The organism is Mesorhizobium sp. WSM4849, from assembly GCF_055811385.1.
Window position 1 is genome coordinate 33,161 of record NZ_JBVVPW010000014.1, and the last position, 18,106, is coordinate 51,266.

17 protein-coding genes and 1 pseudogene are annotated in these 18,106 nt (G+C 63.7%); 8 read left to right on the forward strand and 10 right to left on the reverse strand.

The genetic code is table 11. The features are described 5' to 3' along the window. The first annotated feature begins 281 nt into the window (after positions 1–281). From AC0L3L_RS17440 to AC0L3L_RS17455, 4 genes are all read left to right on the forward strand, one after another. Entirely contained in the window at positions 282–536 is a 255-nt protein-coding gene (locus AC0L3L_RS17440) for a DUF4212 domain-containing protein (protein ID WP_473638508.1), read from the forward strand. 14 nt (positions 537–550) lie between these two features. After that, the gene (locus tag AC0L3L_RS17445; protein ID WP_473638509.1) at positions 551–2,416 is read left to right on the forward strand and encodes a sodium:solute symporter family protein; all 1,866 of its coding nucleotides are present in this window, start codon (positions 551–553) and stop codon (positions 2,414–2,416) included. Between the two features lie 108 nt (positions 2,417–2,524). Then, a complete protein-coding gene (locus tag AC0L3L_RS17450; protein WP_473638510.1) occupies positions 2,525–2,833 on the forward strand; it encodes a hypothetical protein in 309 nt (102 codons plus the stop codon). Positions 2,834–2,837: 4 nt separating this feature from the next. Continuing rightward, positions 2,838–3,158 carry a hypothetical protein gene (locus AC0L3L_RS17455; RefSeq protein ID WP_473638511.1) on the forward strand — a complete coding sequence of 107 codons (321 nt, stop codon included), beginning with the start codon at positions 2,838–2,840 and terminating at the stop codon, positions 3,156–3,158. Positions 3,159–3,180: 22 nt separating this feature from the next. Here AC0L3L_RS17455 and AC0L3L_RS17460 read toward each other — a convergent pair. Further along, positions 3,181–4,162 (reverse strand): annotated as a pseudogene (locus AC0L3L_RS17460) (AraC family transcriptional regulator). Between the two features lie 69 nt (positions 4,163–4,231). Here AC0L3L_RS17460 and AC0L3L_RS17465 point away from each other — a divergent pair. The 4 genes from AC0L3L_RS17465 (at position 4,232) to AC0L3L_RS17480 (ending at position 7,448) form a co-directional block, all read left to right on the forward strand. Further along, positions 4,232–5,836: a xanthine dehydrogenase family protein molybdopterin-binding subunit gene (locus AC0L3L_RS17465; RefSeq protein ID WP_473638512.1), complete on the forward strand. Its 1,605-nt coding sequence runs from the start codon at positions 4,232–4,234 to the stop codon at positions 5,834–5,836. A 33-nt stretch (positions 5,837–5,869) separates the two neighbouring features. Continuing rightward, positions 5,870–6,061, forward strand: a complete 192-nt coding sequence (locus AC0L3L_RS17470; RefSeq protein WP_473638513.1) for a hypothetical protein — start codon at positions 5,870–5,872, stop codon at positions 6,059–6,061. Positions 6,062–6,245: 184 nt separating this feature from the next. Beyond that, on the forward strand, positions 6,246–7,013 hold the full coding sequence (locus AC0L3L_RS17475; RefSeq protein ID WP_473638515.1) for an SDR family NAD(P)-dependent oxidoreductase: 768 nt from the start codon (positions 6,246–6,248) through the stop codon (positions 7,011–7,013). A gap of 141 nt (positions 7,014–7,154) precedes the next feature. After that, positions 7,155–7,448 (forward strand): hypothetical protein, encoded by a 294-nt coding sequence (locus AC0L3L_RS17480; RefSeq protein WP_473638516.1) that lies wholly within the window; start codon positions 7,155–7,157, stop codon positions 7,446–7,448. A 50-nt stretch (positions 7,449–7,498) separates the two neighbouring features. Here AC0L3L_RS17480 and AC0L3L_RS17485 read toward each other — a convergent pair whose 3' ends face one another. From AC0L3L_RS17485 to AC0L3L_RS17525, 9 genes are all read right to left on the reverse strand, one after another. Further along, complete coding sequence (locus AC0L3L_RS17485; protein WP_473638517.1) at positions 7,499–9,043, reverse strand: winged helix-turn-helix domain-containing tetratricopeptide repeat protein; 1,545 nt, start codon at positions 9,041–9,043, stop codon at positions 7,499–7,501. 109 nt (positions 9,044–9,152) lie between these two features. Further along, a complete protein-coding gene (locus AC0L3L_RS17490) occupies positions 9,153–9,887 on the reverse strand; it encodes a class I SAM-dependent methyltransferase (RefSeq protein ID WP_473638518.1) in 735 nt (244 codons plus the stop codon). A 50-nt stretch (positions 9,888–9,937) separates the two neighbouring features. Then, positions 9,938–10,267 (reverse strand): PQ-loop domain-containing transporter, encoded by a 330-nt coding sequence (locus AC0L3L_RS17495; RefSeq protein WP_473638519.1) that lies wholly within the window; start codon positions 10,265–10,267, stop codon positions 9,938–9,940. Positions 10,268–10,530: 263 nt separating this feature from the next. Beyond that, entirely contained in the window at positions 10,531–11,475 is a 945-nt protein-coding gene (locus AC0L3L_RS17500) for an ABC transporter permease (RefSeq protein ID WP_473638520.1), read from the reverse strand. Next, a complete protein-coding gene (locus tag AC0L3L_RS17505; protein ID WP_473485872.1) occupies positions 11,472–12,527 on the reverse strand; it encodes an ABC transporter permease in 1,056 nt (351 codons plus the stop codon). The genes AC0L3L_RS17500 and AC0L3L_RS17505 overlap by 4 nt, the downstream gene beginning before the upstream one ends. Then, positions 12,527–14,017 carry an ABC transporter ATP-binding protein gene (locus AC0L3L_RS17510; protein WP_473525987.1) on the reverse strand — a complete coding sequence of 497 codons (1,491 nt, stop codon included), beginning with the start codon at positions 14,015–14,017 and terminating at the stop codon, positions 12,527–12,529. The genes AC0L3L_RS17505 and AC0L3L_RS17510 overlap by 1 nt, the downstream gene beginning before the upstream one ends. A 211-nt stretch (positions 14,018–14,228) precedes the next feature. Continuing rightward, entirely contained in the window at positions 14,229–15,260 is a 1,032-nt protein-coding gene (locus tag AC0L3L_RS17515) for a BMP family protein (RefSeq protein ID WP_473638521.1), read from the reverse strand. 170 nt (positions 15,261–15,430) lie between these two features. Continuing rightward, positions 15,431–16,735 (reverse strand): NAD(P)/FAD-dependent oxidoreductase, encoded by a 1,305-nt coding sequence (locus tag AC0L3L_RS17520; RefSeq protein ID WP_473638522.1) that lies wholly within the window; start codon positions 16,733–16,735, stop codon positions 15,431–15,433. Further along, positions 16,735–18,087 (reverse strand): glutamine synthetase family protein, encoded by a 1,353-nt coding sequence (locus AC0L3L_RS17525; RefSeq protein ID WP_473638523.1) that lies wholly within the window; start codon positions 18,085–18,087, stop codon positions 16,735–16,737. Before AC0L3L_RS17525 ends, AC0L3L_RS17520 begins: the two co-directional genes overlap by 1 nt. Between the last annotated feature and the right edge of the window lie 19 nt (positions 18,088–18,106).

The following is an 18,106-nucleotide window of genomic DNA, read 5'->3' on the forward strand; positions in this document are numbered from 1 at the left end:
TTCTCCAACCGATGTTGACCGTTTAGCCTCCGCGACGCCGCACCGCCAGCCCTCTTACCGATTCAAGTCCTCTCACCGATTCTCCAGTCCTCTCACCGATTCTAAAGTCGTATGAACAGCAGCGACAAGAAGTGATACTCATACAAAGTTACGGTCGGCTGATTCTATACCTGCCGCGACATATGCCGGAGGGCTTCCGCGTTAGCGGAAGAGGCAAGCGTTAAACGGCGCCTTGCGGTCGAGACGGTTCGCAAGCTGCCAACCAAGGGAGGGTTCAAGCTATGGCGACGCCAGACCGCGTAAGTTATTGGAACAAGACCAAGGGCCTCATGTTCACCATGCTGGGCCTGTGGGTATTCTTCGGTTACGTTATCCACATGTTCGTGGAGCAACTCAACAGCATCGTCATTTTTGGTTTTCCGCTCGGCTTCTACATGGCCGCTCAGGGTTCGCTCATCGCCTTCGTCGTCATGCTGTTCTGGTTCGCACGGCGTCAGAACGCAATCGACGAAGAGCATGGCGTCAATGAAGAATGATCGGGGGAACGTCAATGGCTAACACGACATCTACCACCGCAGGCGGAGGCGACTTCACCTCCAATCTTGGCCGCATCTACGGCATCTACACCGGCGGCTTCATAGCGTTCATCATCCTGATGGCGATCTTGAGCGCCATGGGTGTCGAGAATGTTGTAATCGGCTACCTGTTCATGGGCTTTACCATCGTCATCTACGCGGTAATCGGCATCCTGAGCCGCACCATGCACGTCGGTGAATATTACGTCGCCGGGCGTCGCGTACCGGCGCTCTACAACGGCATGGCGACCGGCGCCGACTGGATGTCAGCGGCCTCCTTCATCGGCATGGCCGGCTCGCTCTACCTGCTCGGCTATGACGGCCTCGGTTTCGTGCTCGGCTGGACCGGCGGCTACGTGCTCGTGGCCATCCTCGTTGCGCCCTATCTGCGCAAGTTCGGCGCCTACACCATTCCCGACTTCCTGTCGGCGCGCTACGGCGGCAATCTTGCCCGCTTCATCGGCGTGATCGTTCTGTTCTCCTGCTCGTTCACCTATGTGGTCGCGCAGATTTTCGGCACCGGGCTGATCTCGGCTCGCTTCCTTGGCATCGACTTCAACGTCGCGGTCTATGTCGGTCTTGCCGGCATCCTGGTGTGCTCGATGCTGGGCGGCATGCGCGCCGTCACCTGGACGCAAGTCGCCCAGTACATCGTGCTGATCATCGCCTATCTCATCCCTGTCATCTGGATGTCGACGGTGAAGACCGGCGTGCCGATCCCACAATTGATGCAAGGCCAGGCGCTGGCGAGCATCACCGCGCTTGAGACGGCGCAGGGCATCACCGTGCATCACATCACGCCGTTCGTGCATGGCGGCTATGATGCCAAGAACTACTTCCTGCTGATCCTCTGCCTGATGGTCGGAACGGCGTCATTGCCGCACGTCCTGATGCGCTACTTCACCACCCCGTCGGTGCGTGAAGCGCGTGTTTCGGTCGCCTGGTCGCTGCTGTTCATCTTCATCCTCTACTTCACCGCGCCCGCCTATGCGGCGTTCGCCAAGTGGACGATGCTCGACCTGGTGGCGTCGGGCCTGACGCCCGAAAACATCGCCGAGAAAGCCGGCTGGATGATGCGCTGGTCCGCTGCCGACAATACGCTCGTGCAGATCTGCGGCAAGGCGGCGACAGACACCGCGGCGATCGTCGCGGCCTGCGCCGAAAAGGGCGTGACGGCACTTTCGTTTGCCGACATCAACCTCAACGCCGACATGATCGTGCTGGCGACGCCGGAAATGGCCGGCATGCCTTACGTCATCTCGGGCCTCGTCGCCGCCGGCGGTCTTGCCGCCGCGCTGTCGACGGCGGACGGCCTGCTGCTGGCCATCGCCAACGCGCTCAGCCACGACATCTACTACAAGATGATCGACCAGAATGCGCCTACGTCGCGGCGCCTGATCGTGTCCCGCATCTTGCTGGTTATGGTCGCCGTGCTGGCCGCCTACGTCGCGTCGACCAAGCCGTCGGACATCCTGTCGATGGTGTCGTGGGCGTTTTCGCTTGCCGCCGGCGGGCTGTTCCCGGCGCTGGTGCTCGGCGTCTGGTGGAAGCGGGCCAACTCGGCCGGTGCGGTCGCCGGCATGATCGCGGGCTTCGGCATCACCATCTTCTACCTTGTCATGACTCAGTATGGCGCCGACTTCGACAAGGCGACGCCGAATATGGAACTGTGGTGGGGCGTGAAGAACATTTCGTCGGCGGCCTTCGGTCTGCCGGTGGGCTTCGCCGTGATGATCATCGTCAGCCTTCTCACCAGGGCACCGTCCCGGGCTATGCAGGATTTCATCGAGGAAATCCGCGTACCGCGCGGCAAGCAGATGATGGAAGAAAAGACTGCCTGATCGCGCATAGCGATCGGCGCTCGAAGCGGGGTCCGGCGACGGACCCCGCTTTCATTTCGGAGGCGTCGCTGGCATAACGCGGCGCCGCCGCTGCCTGGAAAATCCCACATGAACGATTTCTGGTCCTACTGGTATTTCCACATTCCGAATTTCATCCTCGCCGCGGTGATGTACACGCTGATGGGGCGTCTCGTGCTCGGCCTCTTCGTGCCCGAAAGCTGGGACAACTACATCTGGCGCTTCTTCAAGACCGTCACGGACCCGTTCCTGCGGATCGTGCGGATCATTACACCGTCGATCCTGACCCAGCCGGTGCTGATCGTCTTCAGCGTGCTCTGGCTTATGGCCTTGCGCGTGAGCTACCTCGTCTTGCTGATCAATTTCGGCATTGCGCCGATGGCTTCACAGGGGGGTTGAGGCAATGGACAGAAACGCTCTTGTGCCGGTCATGGCGGTCGCCATCGTCAACGGTATCTTTTCGCCGTGGGTGCTGATCGTGTTCCTGTTCTATCCGGTCTGGTATCCGGGCTGGGCGCCCCCGTTAAGCCAGATCGTTTATATGGCAAGTGCGCTGATCCTGTCGACGGTGACCATCATGCTCGCCGGCGTGCCGGCCGCGCTTTATGAGCGCTGGTCGGCGCAGCCCAGGAGCATCGTCGTCTCGTCCATCTGGCTTGCCGGCACGGTTTTGTTGACGCTGCCGGCGCTGCCGAATGTGATGCAGGCGCTCAGCGGCGGCTGAAAATTCCCTTCGGCGGGCTGGGTCAACCGGCTTTCAACCAGCGGGCAGCGGCCGTGTCCTCTGGGCGCGTGTTGAACGCTGAAGGGGAAGCCGGGTTCCGGCCGCGGCCATATTGCCGTGGTGTACAGTTCATGACCCGCTTGAAGGCCGTGCTGAAGGCGCTTTCGGATTCGTAGCCGAGCGACAGGGCGATTATGGAAATTGGATCGCTAGAATTCGCCAGCCTGTCCCCGGCCAGCAGCATTCGCCAGTTCGTTAGGTACTCCATAGGTGACGTCCCAACCATCTCCTTGAATTTCAGGGCAAAGGTCGATCGCGACATACCGGCACGCTCCGCCAGCTCCTGCAATGTCCAGCGATGCGCCGGATCGTCATGCATGGCGTTGATCGCAGCAGCCATCTGTCTATCTGCCAGGGCGAAGAACCATCCAACGCCACGTCCCAGCCCTTCCGCCAGATGCAGGCGCAGGGCCTGAACCAACATCATGTGGGCGAGGTGTTGCGCGACCAGAAAACCGCCAGGCTGCGGCTCGTGCAGTTCCTGCATCATCCGCTCCACCGACCAGCGTAGCGCCGCCTGATCCGTTTCTTTCCGGATATGGACGATGGGCGGCAGCATGCCCAACAGGATGCCGGCATGATTGCCGCTGACGGCAAAGCGGCTGCCGACAAGAAAGTAATCACCGCCGCCATTATACGTCACGACGCCGCCAGCGCGCGCGGGGGGAAAAAATCGTGCCGGCTTCGACAGGCGTCAAAGTCATGTCGCTTGCGAGGCCGAAAGGCCGCCCACTCGGCAGCACGAAGCAGTCTCCCTTCTCCAGGCCCACCGCATCGGCAACGCCTTCCACGGAGAGCCAGCATCCGCCGGAAACCACAGCGTAGCATTTGATGCGTTCGTGCTGGTCGGAGAACCGGATCGACCAGTTTCCACCTGCATCGAAGCCAGCGGACACATAACTGCGCGGCTTCAGCAGCGACAGCACATCTGAGAGCGGATCCATGGGTGCAACCCCGGCTTTTACGGCGTACAGCTCACCGGCGGCAGCGAATCCACGCGGGGCTATTACAATATGCTGCGTCTGGTCGGCGTCCAGACCCGCAAGGTCATCCTGGCGAGTGCTGCCGCCATGCTCAACGTTCCGGTGAGCGAACTCACCACGGAGCCCAACCGGGTCGTGCACGCGCGGTCGGGCCGCTCGCTCGACTATGGCGAGGTCGCCGCGGTCGGTACCCTTCCGGATCCGTTGCCGCAGGCGACCGATACCGATCTGAAGCCGAGCGATCAGTGGCGCTATATCGGGAATCTGACGGTACCGCGTGTCGACGTACCCTCGAAGGTCGACGGCACCGCGATCTTCGGCATCGACGTGCAGCTTCCCGACATGCTGTACGGAGCGGTCCTGCGGGCGCCGGTACAGGGCGAGCAGCCGGAAACCATCGACGATGCCGAAGCCAGGGCCGTGCCGGGCATCACGCACATCGTTCCGCTGCCTTACGGCGTCGCCATCATCGGCGAAACGGTCGAGGCGACGAAGCGGGCCAAGGATCTGCTCAAAATTGTGTGGACCACGTCGTCGCGGATCCGCGGCTACACCAGCGATCGGCTGTTGGAAGAGTACCGCAACGTTGGCCGCGACCTCGCCCAAACCGGCGTCAGCGCTGCCACGGAAGGCGACGCACAGGCCGCGATCTCGAAGGCCGCGACGGTCATCGAGGTCGATTACATGAGCGACCATGTTCACCATGCGACCATGGAGCCAATGAACGCCACGGCGCTCGTGACGGGCGATACGGTTGAGGTGTGGGCTCCGACGCAAGGCCCAACGGGCACCCAGGGCTTTGCCGCGGAGGTGGCCGGCACCACCCCTGACAAGGTCAAGGTGAACACCACCCTGCTCGGTGGCGGCTTTGGTCGCAAAGCCGAGGCCGACTTCATCATCGATGCAGTGTCGCTGGCCAAGGCGGTGCAAGGCCGCCCGGTCAAGGTCATCTGGAGCCGCGAAGACGACGTCCAGCATGGCAAATACCGGCCGCTCGAGGCGCAACATGTGCAGGTCGGGCTCGACGCCGACGGCAACATCGTCGGCTGGCGGCACCGCATCGTGGCGGATTCCATTTTTGCCCGCACGATGCCTCAGCTGTTCGAGAGCGAAGGGGGCCACGACAGTGTGGTGACCGAGGGTGCGCATTTCAACTATGCCGTCCCTGCGCATCAGATCGAATATATCCGTAGGGATAATGGTCTGGACATAGGCTTCTGGTTCGGGGTCGGGGTCGGCTATACCAGGTTCGGCATCGAATGTGTCATCGACGAAATCGCCACCGCCAAGGGCGTCGATCCTGTGGCGCTTCGGCTGGGGCTCCTGAAGGACCAGCCGCGGGCGCGCAAGGTCATCGAGACCGTTGCCGAAATGGCGGAATGGGACCGCCAACGCGACGGGCGGGCGCTAGGCATCGCCTATTCCGATGCCTTTGGCTCCCATTGCGCTGAGATCGCCGAGGTCTCGCTTGACCGGCAAACCGGCGAGATCCGCGTGCACACCGTGTGGTGCGCTGTCGATCCGGGGATAGCGGTACAGGCGCGCACCATCGAAGCGCTGATGATTACCGGGATCAAAAACGGTGCCAGCCACGCGCTGTTCGAGCAGATCAACATCGTCAATGGTGAGGTATAGGAATCGAACTTCGACACCTATCGGGTGATACGCATGTCCGAGGCGCCTGATATCCAGGTCGCCGTGATTCCAACGCCCGAGAACCCGATCGGGGGCGTCGGCCAGGTCGGCCTGCCGCCGATCGGTCCGGCGATCGCCAACGCGGTGGCGCGGCTTACCGGCGGCGTGCGGCTGCGGCATTATCCGTTCCTGCCGGAGCGGGTGCTGGCGGCGCTCAACGCCTGAATTGGAGGTGCTGCTCCTCCTCGGTCTCGTCCCGGTGACTCAGCGACCGCCATCGGCCGGGAACGCGAGATCTGCTTGCGGCCGGCGTCGGCAAGGCACGGCTTGGCCAGCCGATCCATAAGGAATAGCATTGCTGCTCGAGCGGAGGCCGCGACCTCACAACAAGTAGCGCAGGGAGCAACCCATGGGCACAAGGCTGGCTGGCAAGATCGCCATCGTCTCAGGCGGCGCAACGGGAATGGGCGGTGCGGCCTCGGAGCTTTTCGCGGCGGAGGGCGCCAAGGTGGCGATCATCGACCGCAACGGCGAGGCTGCCGCCGCCACCGCAGCCGCGATCCGAGCGCGCGGCCATGTCGCCGAGCACTGGGTGGGCGACGTATCGGACGAGGCGCAGGTCGAGGCTGCGGTGAAGGGCGTGACGGAAAAATTCGGCCCGGTCACCACGCTGTTCAATCATCCCGGCACCATTGTCATCAAACCCTTCCTGGAGACCACGCTGCAGGAGTGGGACTGGCTGCATGCCGTCAACGTGCGCTCGATGTTCCTGATGACGCGCGCCGTGCTGCCCGGCATGATCGCCGCCGGCGGTGGTTCCATCGTCTGCACCTCGTCGATCTCGGCGGTGGCGGCGACGCCGATGGAGGTGCTTTACGACACCACCAAGGGCGCCTGCCACATGTTCGCGCGCGCCATCGCCGTCGAGTTCCGCGACCGCAACATCCGCTGCAATGCGGTCTGCCCCGGCTTCATCAGGACACCGCATGGCCTGCGCGAGGTCGCCGATCTCGGCAAGCTCGGCGTCGATGTCTCCGACGCGGCAATGGCCGCGCAGCAAGGGCGGATCGGCGAGCCGGAAGAGGTGGCGAAGGCAGCACTTTACCTCGCCAGCGACGAGGCCAGCTTCGTCAACGGGGCGCATCTGTTCGTCGACAACGGCTTTACCGCGGTGTGAGGCCTTCCGACGAGTGATCTTGCGGGCAAGTTTCGCCGCAATTTCCCACAACTTTCGCCGCGGTTTCACGATGTCCGACAGGTGCCTGGCTATCCTCGTCCTTGCTGTCACCGACGACAGTTTCAGACGGAGACAAACGCCATGACGACGATCGATCATTTCATCAGCGCCGAAACCGGCTACGGATCGCACGCTTCCTTCTCCCCGCTTTTCCGGCTGTATACGGCAGCGAAATGGACGCTGCTGTGGCTGCCACGCTTCTGGAAAGCACGCAGCGAGCTCGCATGTCTGGCAGCCATGAGCGAATGCGAGCGCCGCGATATCGGCCTCACAGGCTGCGATATCGAGAACGCTTTTACCTGGCCAATCGACCGCGACCCGACGGAGGTTCTGGCACGAGTGGTGGAAGACCGCCGCTTTCGCCGCGAACTCTGATTGGCGTGGCGTGCGATAACGGTGCTGAGGATCGTGAAGGCTGTGCCGGCTCAGTTCGGCAGGCCTGCCTCGCGAAGGCCAGAGACGATCCGTTCCATAGTGCTCGACCCGAAAGGCAGCGCATCGCAGACCTTGGCGATGGTCAGCCCCGGGTAGCTTTCAAGCAACTTACGGCACTCGCGCCGCGCATCATCCCGGCGGCCGGCATGAACCAGCGCCGTCACCAGCTGGCGCAGCGCCCATGTCGCGTCGGGCTGTTGGCTCAAACCACGCTGCGTCTGAGTCACAGCCTCGTCGTAGCGCGAAGCGACGAAATGGGCGGCACCGATACCGATCTGCGCCATGTAGCCCATCGAGTCGAGCGGGCTCAGCCGCTCGAAACGCTCGAAACGCTCGATCGCCGCCGAAGGCCGTTCGCGATAGACATCGAGCCAGGCACTGCGCATCCACACCCAAGCCGAATTCGGGTCGAGAGCGCGAGCCCGCTGCAGATGGGCGTCGGCGACATCGTAGTCGCGCGCGAAGGAGTGCGCCGCGCCGAGCACGGCAAGCACCATCGGGTCGTCACTGGAGAGCGCCGCCGCCTTCTGCGCCAGGCGCAGGCCATCGTTTCGGGAGGCGACCGGGGTCTCGGTCCAGTTGTAGACAGCGCGCTGCTCATGACACCAGGCCAGAAGTGAGAGCGCCAGCGGATAGGTCGGCTCGATTGCGATCGCTCGGTCGAGCAGTGCGCCGGCGGTCTCGTTCTGGGTCCTGTCCAGCGACCAGACCAGCGGAAAGGCACGCAGCACATAGTCGTAGGCGGCGAGGCTTTCAGGTCGCTTGCGCCGCGAGCGCTCGATCTCGGCAGAGAGAATGGATGGTTGGATGGCGCCGACGACGCTTTCTGTGATGCGGTCCTGCAGGTCGAAAATGTCGGCCATGGTGCCGTCGTAGCGATTGGCCCAGATCGTCTTTCCCGAAGGCGAGTCGATGAGCTGCCCCGTGAGACGGATGTGATCGCCGGCCTTGCGCACGCTGCCGGTCAGAACGTAGCGCACGCCGAGTTCGCGGCTTGCCCGCTTCACGTCGTCGGGATGGCCTTTGTAGGCGAAGCTCGAATTACGGGCGATGACGAACAGCCAGCGCATGCGCGACAGGGCCGTGGTGATTTCGTCCACCATGCCGTCAGCGAAATAGTCCTGCGTCGGGTCGCCGCTCAGATTCTCGAAAGGCAGGACCGCAATTGATGGCGTGTCCGCAAGCGTATGGTCCTCGACTTCGGCCGGAGCCTTGCCGCGATCCTCGATACGCCGGACATGGTCTTCATCGATCACATAGCCCCGCCGCATCATGGTGCGGATTAGGCCATCCGCATCCGGCCCGAGCGCCTTGCGGATGTCCTTCATGCATTGCGTGAGGGAATCGTCGGAGACGGCGATATTGGGCCAGACCGCGTTGACCAATTCGTCCTTGCCGATGACACGGCCGGCATTCTCCAGAAGATAGACCAGCAGCGAAAGCGATTTCGGGCGAAGGTCGATATCGACGCCGGCCTTCTGCAGTCTGCCGCGTCGCAGATCGAGTATGTAGCCGGAAAATTCGAACGTTGTCATGTCGCCCTTCATGAAGACGTCAAACCACTTCGACCCGAACGCGACGGCTATCTGTCAGTATCGAGAACCACCCTCGCACATTCGAAAACACCATGCCTGCGCCAGGACATCAAGGCTTGCGCCCACTGAAGATGGCATGGCCCGCGAACAGCCAGGCGCAATCAACGCCGACGAGGCCGACCTCGGAGAACCACGCCAGCTGTTCGGCCAGCGAAGACGGCTTGTCGATCGGCTCGCCGTCGGGATTGCGGAAATAGTTCCAGCCGAGACGGTTGAACTCGGCGAAGGCCGCCAAGTCGCCGTCGATCGCCAAGGCTCGCGAACGCACAGCCTCGTCCCACTGCCGCGCCGCGATCCCGAGACCGCTTTCGCTTGGCGGGCGCACGATGTCGGCCACGACGAGAACACCGCCGGGGCGCAGCGCCGACGCCAGGTCGGCGAACAGCGTTCGCTTCTGGCCGCCGTCGAGATGATGGATGGCGAGTGAGGAGACGATGGCATGCGGCGGTTCGGAAAAATCGCGCCAGTCGCAATGCTCCAGCTCGAACGTTGCCGTGGTCAGACGATCGGCGTAGTCGCGGCAGGTTTCCAGCGTTTGCACGCGCATGTCCGCCGAGCCGTCGAGCGCCAGCACGCGGCACGCCGGAAACCGGGTGAGCAGCGCGCGACTGAGCAAGCCCTCACCCGAGCACAGCTCGACCAGCAGGTCGCCGCTGCGCGACAGCGGGATCAGGTCGGCGACGATCTCGATCTGGCGTTCGCGCTCGGGAACGAAATAGCGGCCGTAATTCAGGAAACTGCGGGAATGATTTTCATCCCAGTGATTGATGTGCGCGTCTGCCATGATGGTTTTCTTCCCATTTCAAGTCGGTCTGTGGTTCTGCGTCTTGCTTCCTACAGCGGTGCCAAAGAGGGGCCGGGCGCCGACGATGTCCATTCGCGATCCCGATGACGCGCCCGTTTCCACGCGGTGAGGAGGAGGATGGCGAGACAGCAAAGCGTGTGCACGGCGTTCACGGCGGCAAGCCAAATGTCCCATATGTTGACGAGCGCATATGCCGTGGTCGCAGCATTGCCGGCGAGCCAGATGATCCAGGTCGAGTAGGCGATGGCCGAGGCACCGTGGCGATCGCGTACGACGCAGACGATCTGCGGGATGTAAGATACAATCTGCAGTGCGTTGAAAACCGTGAAAGCAGCAAGGACAATCTCGGCGGATGTCATGGCGTAATCCTTTAGACGCCCGGAATGCACCCATGGTGCCTCGCCCCCGGCCAACCGTCCTGACCGAAGGCTGAAATTCGGCTGAAATTGGCATGAGAGCCATCCGCGCTTACGCTCCTAGAGAGCCTGCTCCCCAAGTTCAAGCGCATCGACGACCCGGGTACGCGCCAAAGGACTCCATTCAGTGGCCCGCTCTGGGGCGTCGAGCATGATTTCGCGATCGCCGCAGCCGCAGGGTAGCTTGCCTTGCGCCTAGCCAGTGGTTACCGCTCTTCCCTGCGAAACGGCTTGAGCAAGGCTGATGGCGCCACCGCATTGCGCGACATGATAGCCATCGCAACGATGGTGAAGATGAAGGGCAGCATAAGGAACGCCTCATAGGGAATGTGGCCGAGCCCGCTCGCCTGCATGCGCAGTTGCAAGGCATCGACGAAGGCGAACAGCAGGGCGGCCCCTGCCGAACGCCAGGGATCCCAGCGGCCGAAGACAACCAGCGCGATCGCCACCCAGCCACGCCCTGAAACGAGGCCGAAGGTGAATGCGTTGAACTGCACCATCGACAGGAAAGCCCCGGCCAGCCCCATCAAGGCACCGCCGAGGATCACCGCTTGGAAGCGCGTGGCGATGACGCTGACGCCGGCCGAGTCGGCGGCGCGTGGATTTTCGCCGACCATGCGCACCGACAGGCCCCACGGCGTCCGATAGAGCAAGAAGGCGGCCAGGGGAACGGCTGCCATCGCCATGTAGACCAGCGAAAACTGGTTGAATACCGCCGGTCCGAGCACCGGGATGTCGGAGAGAACAGGGATCGGCAGCGTTTCGAAACTCTTGATGCTGGGCGGCACCGATTGCTGGCCGAAGATCAGCCGGTAGAGGAAATAGGCCAGGCCCGACGAGAACAGCGTGACGCCGATGCCGCAGACATGCTGACTGAGGCCGAGCGCCACCGTAAACAGCGCATGCACGGCACCCATCAGCGCACCGGTCAGCACTGCCGCAAGCACGCCGAGACACAGGCTGCCGCTGAGGCTGGTCGCGGTAAAGCCGGTCATCGCCGACAACAGCATGATGCCTTCGATGCCGAGATTGAGCACGCCGGCCCGCTCGGAGAACATCTCGCCCAGCGTTGCGAAAGCCAAAGGCGTGGCAATGCGGATGATCGCGGCGAGGAAGCCGACCTGAAAAATCTGTTCGAGCACCACGCTCATCTGGCTGTCCCCACGCGGCGGACGCGGTAGACGGTGAACAGCAGCGCCACCAGCATGGCGAGCAGCGCGGTTCCCTGGATGACATCACTGAGGAAGGCGGGAACGCCGGTCGCCCGCGACATCGCCTCGGCGCCGGTCATGACGGCGGCGAGGAAGAGCGCCGCCGGCACCACGCCGAGCGGATTGAGCCTCGCCAGCATGGCGACGACGATGCCGGAATAGCCATAGCCCGGCGAGATGTCGCTCATCACCTGGAAATGCACGCCGCCGACCTCGCCGACCCCGGCAAGGCCAGCCAGCGCGCCGGACAGCAGCGCCGTCGAGATCAGCACCCGCTCGACATGGATACCGCCATAGCGCGCGGCCTCGGGATTCTCGCCGATGACCCTGATCCTGAAGCCGAGCGTCGTGCGCGCAATCAGGAACCAGATCACCGGCGCAGCAAGGAAAGCCGCCACGACGCCGAGATGCAGCCGCGTGCCTTCAAGCAGCACCGGGAAATTCGCGGAATCCTCGATCGGCGGCGAGATCGGGTAGCCGCTGAAACTGTCTTTCCACGGGCCTTCGATCAGCGCCATCAGGGCATAGAAGATGACCGAGTTGAGCAGCAGCGAGCTGACCACGTCATCAACCCTGAAGTTTACGCGCAGCGTCGCCGGCACCAAAGCGACTGCCGCACCGGCGGCAGCGCCCGCCACCGCCATCAGAAGCATGGCGAGCGGCCCCGGCATCGGGATGGCGCCGACGGCGCAGCTCGCCACCGCACCGGCAAGCAACTGCCCCTCGGCGCCGATGTTCCAGAATTTGGCGCGGAAGGCGACGGCGACGGCAAGCCCGGTAAAGATCATCGGGGTCGCGCGCACCAGCGTTTCGGTGATGGCGTAGCTGTCGCCCAGCGACGCCGAGAACATCACGCCATAGGCCTCGATCACCCCGGCGCCGGCCAGCGCGATGAGGCCGCTGCACAGCACCAATGTCGCGCCGATCGCCAGCAGCGGCAGGGCGAGATTGAACCAGCCGGGCGTGCTGGTGCGGGCTTCGAGACGGAACATCAACTATGGCCCTCCGCCCCGGTCATCATCAGGCCGAGCCGCGCGATGGTGGCATCGGCGCTGTCGAGCGTGCCGACGATACGTCCCTCATACATCACCGCAATGCGGTCGCAGAGCATGAGCAGCTCTTCGAGATCCTCGCCGATGACGATGATGCCGCAGCCCTTGGCACGCATGTCGAGGAACTTCTCGTGGATGAAGCGCGCCGCACCAATGTCGAGACCGCGCGTCGGCTGCGACACGACCAGCACCTTTGGGTCGAAGGCGAGCTCGCGCGCCAGCAGCGCCTTCTGCAGATTGCCGCCGGAAAGCGCCCCGGCCCGCGTCATCGGTCCCGGGCAGCGTATGTCATAGGCCTTGATCTGTGCTTCGGCGAAGGCGCGGATCGCGTCGGACCTGAGCAGGCCGTTGTGGCTGAACGCCCCCGTGCCGATGCGCGGCAGCACCATCGAATCCGCCAGCGGCAGATTGGTGACCAGCCCGGTCGTCATGCGGTCTTCCGGTATACGCCCGAGACCGAGCGCCTGCACCTCGCGCGGCGAGAATCGCGAGACCATTTTGCCGGCTATCGTCATCCGGCCGGCATCGGGCGCACGAATGCCGGAGACCACCTCCGCCAGCGCCCGCTGGCCATTGCCGGAAACGCCGGCAATGCCGAGGATCTCGCCCGCGCGGACAAAGAGCGAGACATCGGCGAGCGCCATGCCGGAATGGCGCGAGGTCGAGATGCCGTCAAGGGTCAGCACAGCCTCACCCGGCGTGGACGGTCCCCTGGCCGGCGGAACGATCTCGTGGCCGCACATCAGCCGCGCCATTTCCGACGACGTCGTGCTGGCAGGGGCATCGACGCGCCCAGTCACGCGGCCATGCCGCAGCACCACGCAGCGATGGGTCAGCGCGCGCACCTCGTTGAGCTTATGCGAGATGAAGATGATGCCGAGACCCTGGGCCGCCATCGACCGCAACGCCGAAAACAGCCCGTCGACCTCTGTCGGCGCCAGCACCGCCGTCGGCTCGTCGAGGATCAGCAGCCTTGCACCGCGAAACAGCGCCTTGACGATTTCGAGCCGCTGCTGCTCGCCGATCGACAGCGCCGAGACGGGAAGGTCCGGATCGAGCGTAAGCCCATGCTGCCGGCCGATCTCGTTGAGCCGCGCCCGCCCACCGGCGCGATCGATCCGGCCCGATTTGCCGGGAATGCCGATCAGCAGGTTTTCCAGCACCGAAAGCCGCGGCGCCAGATGAAAATGCTGGTGCACCATGCCGATGCCGGCGACGAGCGCATCGGCCGAGCTGTTGATCGTCACCGGCCGGCCCTGAACCAGGATCTCACCGGCGTCCGGCGCATAGGCGCCGAACAGCACGTTCATCAGCGTCGTCTTGCCGGCGCCGTTTTCACCCAGCAGCCCGAGAATTTCGCCCGGCGCGACGCTCAGATCGACGGCTTCGTTCGCCTTGACGGCGCCGAAGCTCTTGGAGATGCCGCGCATTTCGATGAGAGGGGCGGGCGTTGACAAGGGTGCTCCTGGTGAGAGATGGCGCTGACACCCCTCCCCCTTGAGGGGAGGTGCCGAGCGAAGCGAGGCGGGAGGGGTCACCTCAGCTGCCTCGACCTTTAGACCGATAAAGATGGAGCGCGTCACAGCGGACCCCACCCGGCCCTTCGGGCCACCCTCCCCTCAAAGGGGAGGGCTGCGCCGCTCAATCCGAAACCGGCGTTTCCTCGTCGACGTTGACGCGGAAATTGCCGTCGAGGATTTCTGCCTTTTTCGTTTCGACCAGCTCCTTGACGTCGGCGGGCAGCGTCTTCTCGAATTTGTGATACGGCGCCAGAAAGGAGCCGCCCTTGGCCATGCGCGAGAAATCGCCGTAGTCCTGCGCGGTGAAGACGCCGGCCTTGACCAGCTTGATCGCGTGCTCGACCGTCGGATACATGTCCCAGACCGGGCCGGTAATCACCGTGTCGGGGCCGAGGCTCGACTGGTCGGACATGTTGGAGATGGCGAGGATCTTTCTCTCGACCGCCGCTTCGATGACGCCGAAACGTTCGGCATAGATCACGTCGACACCGGCGTCGATCTGGGCGATCGCCGCTTCCTTCGCCTTTGGCGGGTCGAAGAAGGAGCCGATGAAAGCGACCTTCCTCTTGATATCAGGATTGACCTCCCGGGCGCCGGCAAAGAAGGCATTGACCAGCCGGTTCACTTCCGGAATGCCCATCGCCGCAACGGCGCCGATCGTGCCTGATTTCGACATCTTTCCGGCGATCAGGCCGGAGAGATAGGCCGGCTCGTGGATCCAATTGTCGAAGACTGCGAAATTCGGCTCGGCCGGCCCGGCGCCGGAGCCGAACAGGAAGGCGACCTTCGGAAACTGCTTGGCCGTGCGGCGGGATTCGCGCTCGGCCGCGAAAGCATCGCCCAACACCAGCTCATAGCCGCCTTGCGCATATTCGCGCATGACACGGCTGAAATCGGCCGTCTGCACCTTCTCCGACCATTTGTATTCGATGCCGAGTTCCTTCTCGGCCCTCTGCAGGGCGACATGGATCTGGTGGACCCATGGCTCCTCGGTCGGCGTGGCGAAGATCGCCGCCACCTTCAGCTTCTTGTCCTGCGCCAAGGCACTGCCCGGCAGCATGGCTGCCGCCAGGCCAAGCGCGCCGAGTTCCAGCACGTTGCGTCGCGAAAGTCCTTCGCGTTTCGATTGGATTCTGCTCTTCCCATTTTCCATTGCATGCCCCTCTGATTGGCGCCGTGTCGAGCCGGCTGTTTCTTTGAACTATCAGCGAGGGAACTATGGAACGGAGCCCCACCTTTGTCCACATGGTCAAATTTGTCGGCGGGAAGCTGCAGCTGGCCGCCCTCCGTCGCAAAACCACGGCGGCAGTGGATCGCTTGCGCTCAATGCTTGATGCGGTCGCGCATGGCGTACCAGAGCATGCCGAGCACATAGAGCGGGCCGCGCAGCGCGGTGCCGCCGGGAAACGGCATTGGCCTCAGCGTCGAAAACAGATCGAGCCGCGAAGCATCGCCGGTGATCGCCTCGGCAAGCAGCTTTCCCGACAGCGTCGACAGGATCACGCCCTTGCCGGAATAGCCATGCGCAAAATAGACCTCGCCATAGTGGCCGACATCCGGCAGGCGCGATGTTGTCACCGAGACCAGCCCGCCCCAGGCATGATCGATGCGGCGGCCGCGCAATTGCGGGAAAGTTTTCTCCATATGCGGCCGCACGAAGCCGGCAATGTCTGCGGGCGGCGACGGCGTGTAGCGCTCGCCGCCGCCGAACAGCAGGCAGCCATCCGCCGACAGCCGGTAGTAGTTGACCACGAAGCGTGTGTCGGAGACGGCCACATTGCTTGGAATGACGTCGCTCGTGTCATCCAGCGGCTCGGTCGCGACGATGTAGTTGCCGACCGGCATGATGCGGCTGTTGACGCGCGGCTCGAGCCCCTGGAGCAGCGCATCGCCCGCCAGCACGACATGCTTGGCCCGGACCGAACCCTTGGCCGTCGCAACCCTGATGGCAGGTTCCCGCTCCAGCCGCAGCGCCACCGAATTCTCATGGATACTGACGCCCGCCGCTGCCGCGGCGCGGGCAAGACCCAGCGTGTAGTTCAGCGGATGCATGTCGCCGCCGAGCTTTTCGTACATCGCGCCGTGATAGGGCGTGTTCACCATTCCGCGCGCCTGTGCTGACGACAGCATCTCTACATCATGAAAATTCATCACGGTGGCAAGGCAATCGGCCTCTTCTTCGAGGTCGCGCAGGTCGGAGCCATTGACCGCACCGGCCAGATGGCCAGTCAGCCGGAGGTCGCAATCGATGGCGTGGCGCTCGATCAGGTCGAGCACCAGTCCGCGCGCCTCGAAGGCGAGATCGAACAGCGCCCGCGCCCGTTCGGGCCCATAGAGCTTGACCAGGCCCTTGGCGCCCTTGCGCAGGCCGGGAATGATCTGGCCGCCATTGCGCCCCGACGCCCCCCAGCCGATCTTGCCGCCTTCGAGGAGCACCACCTTCAGCCCGCGCTCGGCGGCATGAAGGGCTGCGGACAGGCCGGTACAGCCGCCGCCGACCACCACCAGATCGGCGTCGACGTCGCCTTGCAACGCCGGATGATCCGGAGCCGGACTGGCCGTCGCGACATAATAGGATTTGCCGATATCCAGGCCGGAGTTGAAGCCCCCAGAATTAAAGCCCATCATCATACCTTGAGCAGCAGATGATCGCGTTCCCAGCTGGTGACGACGCTCTGGAACAGGTCGAGCTCGACGCTCTTGACGCGCAGATAGGTCTGGAAGAAATCCTCGCCGAGCAAGTCCCGAACCGGACTGCACGCAGCGAAACGGTCGAGCGCCTCCTCCATGGTTTTCGGCAGCGTGCTCTTGCTGCGATAGGCATTGCCCGATGCCTCGGGCGAACGCGAGAGCTTTTCCTCGACGCCGAGATAGCCACAGAGCAGCGAGCCGGCCATCGCCAGATAGGGGTTGGCATCGGCGCCGGGCAGCCGGTTTTCCACCCGCCGCGCGGCCCGCCCGCCGGCCGGCACGCGCAGGCCGCAGGAGCGGTTGTCATGCGACCACTCGATGTTGGCGGGGGCGCTGTGGTTCGGCCGGATGCGGCGGAACGAATTCACGTTCGGCGCAAACAGCGGCATCACCTCGGGAATGTATTTCTGCAGGCCGCCAATGAAATGCCCGAACATCTCGGTGTCGGCATCATCACGCCCGGCAAACAGCGTATTCCCGGCCTCGTCGATGACCGACATGTGGAGATGCATGGAGCTGCCGGCTTGCGCGGCGATCGGCTTGGCCATGAAGGTCGCATGCATGCCACCTTCCTGCGCGGCCTGGCGCGTCAACCGCTTGAACAGCAGCACCTTGTCGGCCAGCGGCAGCGCGTCGCCATGCAGGAAATTGATCTCGAGCTGCGCCGTGCCCGATTCGTGGATCAGCGTGTCGAGCGGCAGCCCGGCCGCCGCGGCATAGTCGTAGAGGCGCCGGATCACCGGCTCGAACTCCTCCAGCGCCGCCATGTCGTAGGGGTGCTGTACGGTTTCGGGGCGGCCATTGCGCCCGACCGGTGCGGTCAGCGGCCGATCGGGATCTGGATTGGGCGCGGTCAGGTAGAATTCGAGCTCCGGCGCGACTACTGCCCGCCAGCCGCGCTGGCGATAGAGATCAAGCACGGCCCTCAAGACATGACGTGGCGAGGCCATCCACGGCCGGTCGTCCATGTGAAACGCATCGGCGAAGACATAGGCTTTCCCTGCTCCGGCACCGGGTGCAAGGCAGAGCGTCGCGACATCCGGCACCATCCGCATGTCGGGGTCCTGATAGCCGAAGCCCTCGTCGTTGGAACCGGAATAGCGGCCGTCTATGCAGACCAGGAAGGCGCTGCTCGGCAGGTAGAGCGCACGGTCCTCGAGCGACTTCAGGAACCTGGCCTTCGGCAGGGCCTTGCCACGCAACACGCCATTCACATCCGGCACCAGGCACTCGACTTCCCTGATCCCCTGCTGCTCCAGCCATCCCTTCGGATCCTCCGTTGGGGTCATTTGCGGTGCATCCGTTGTC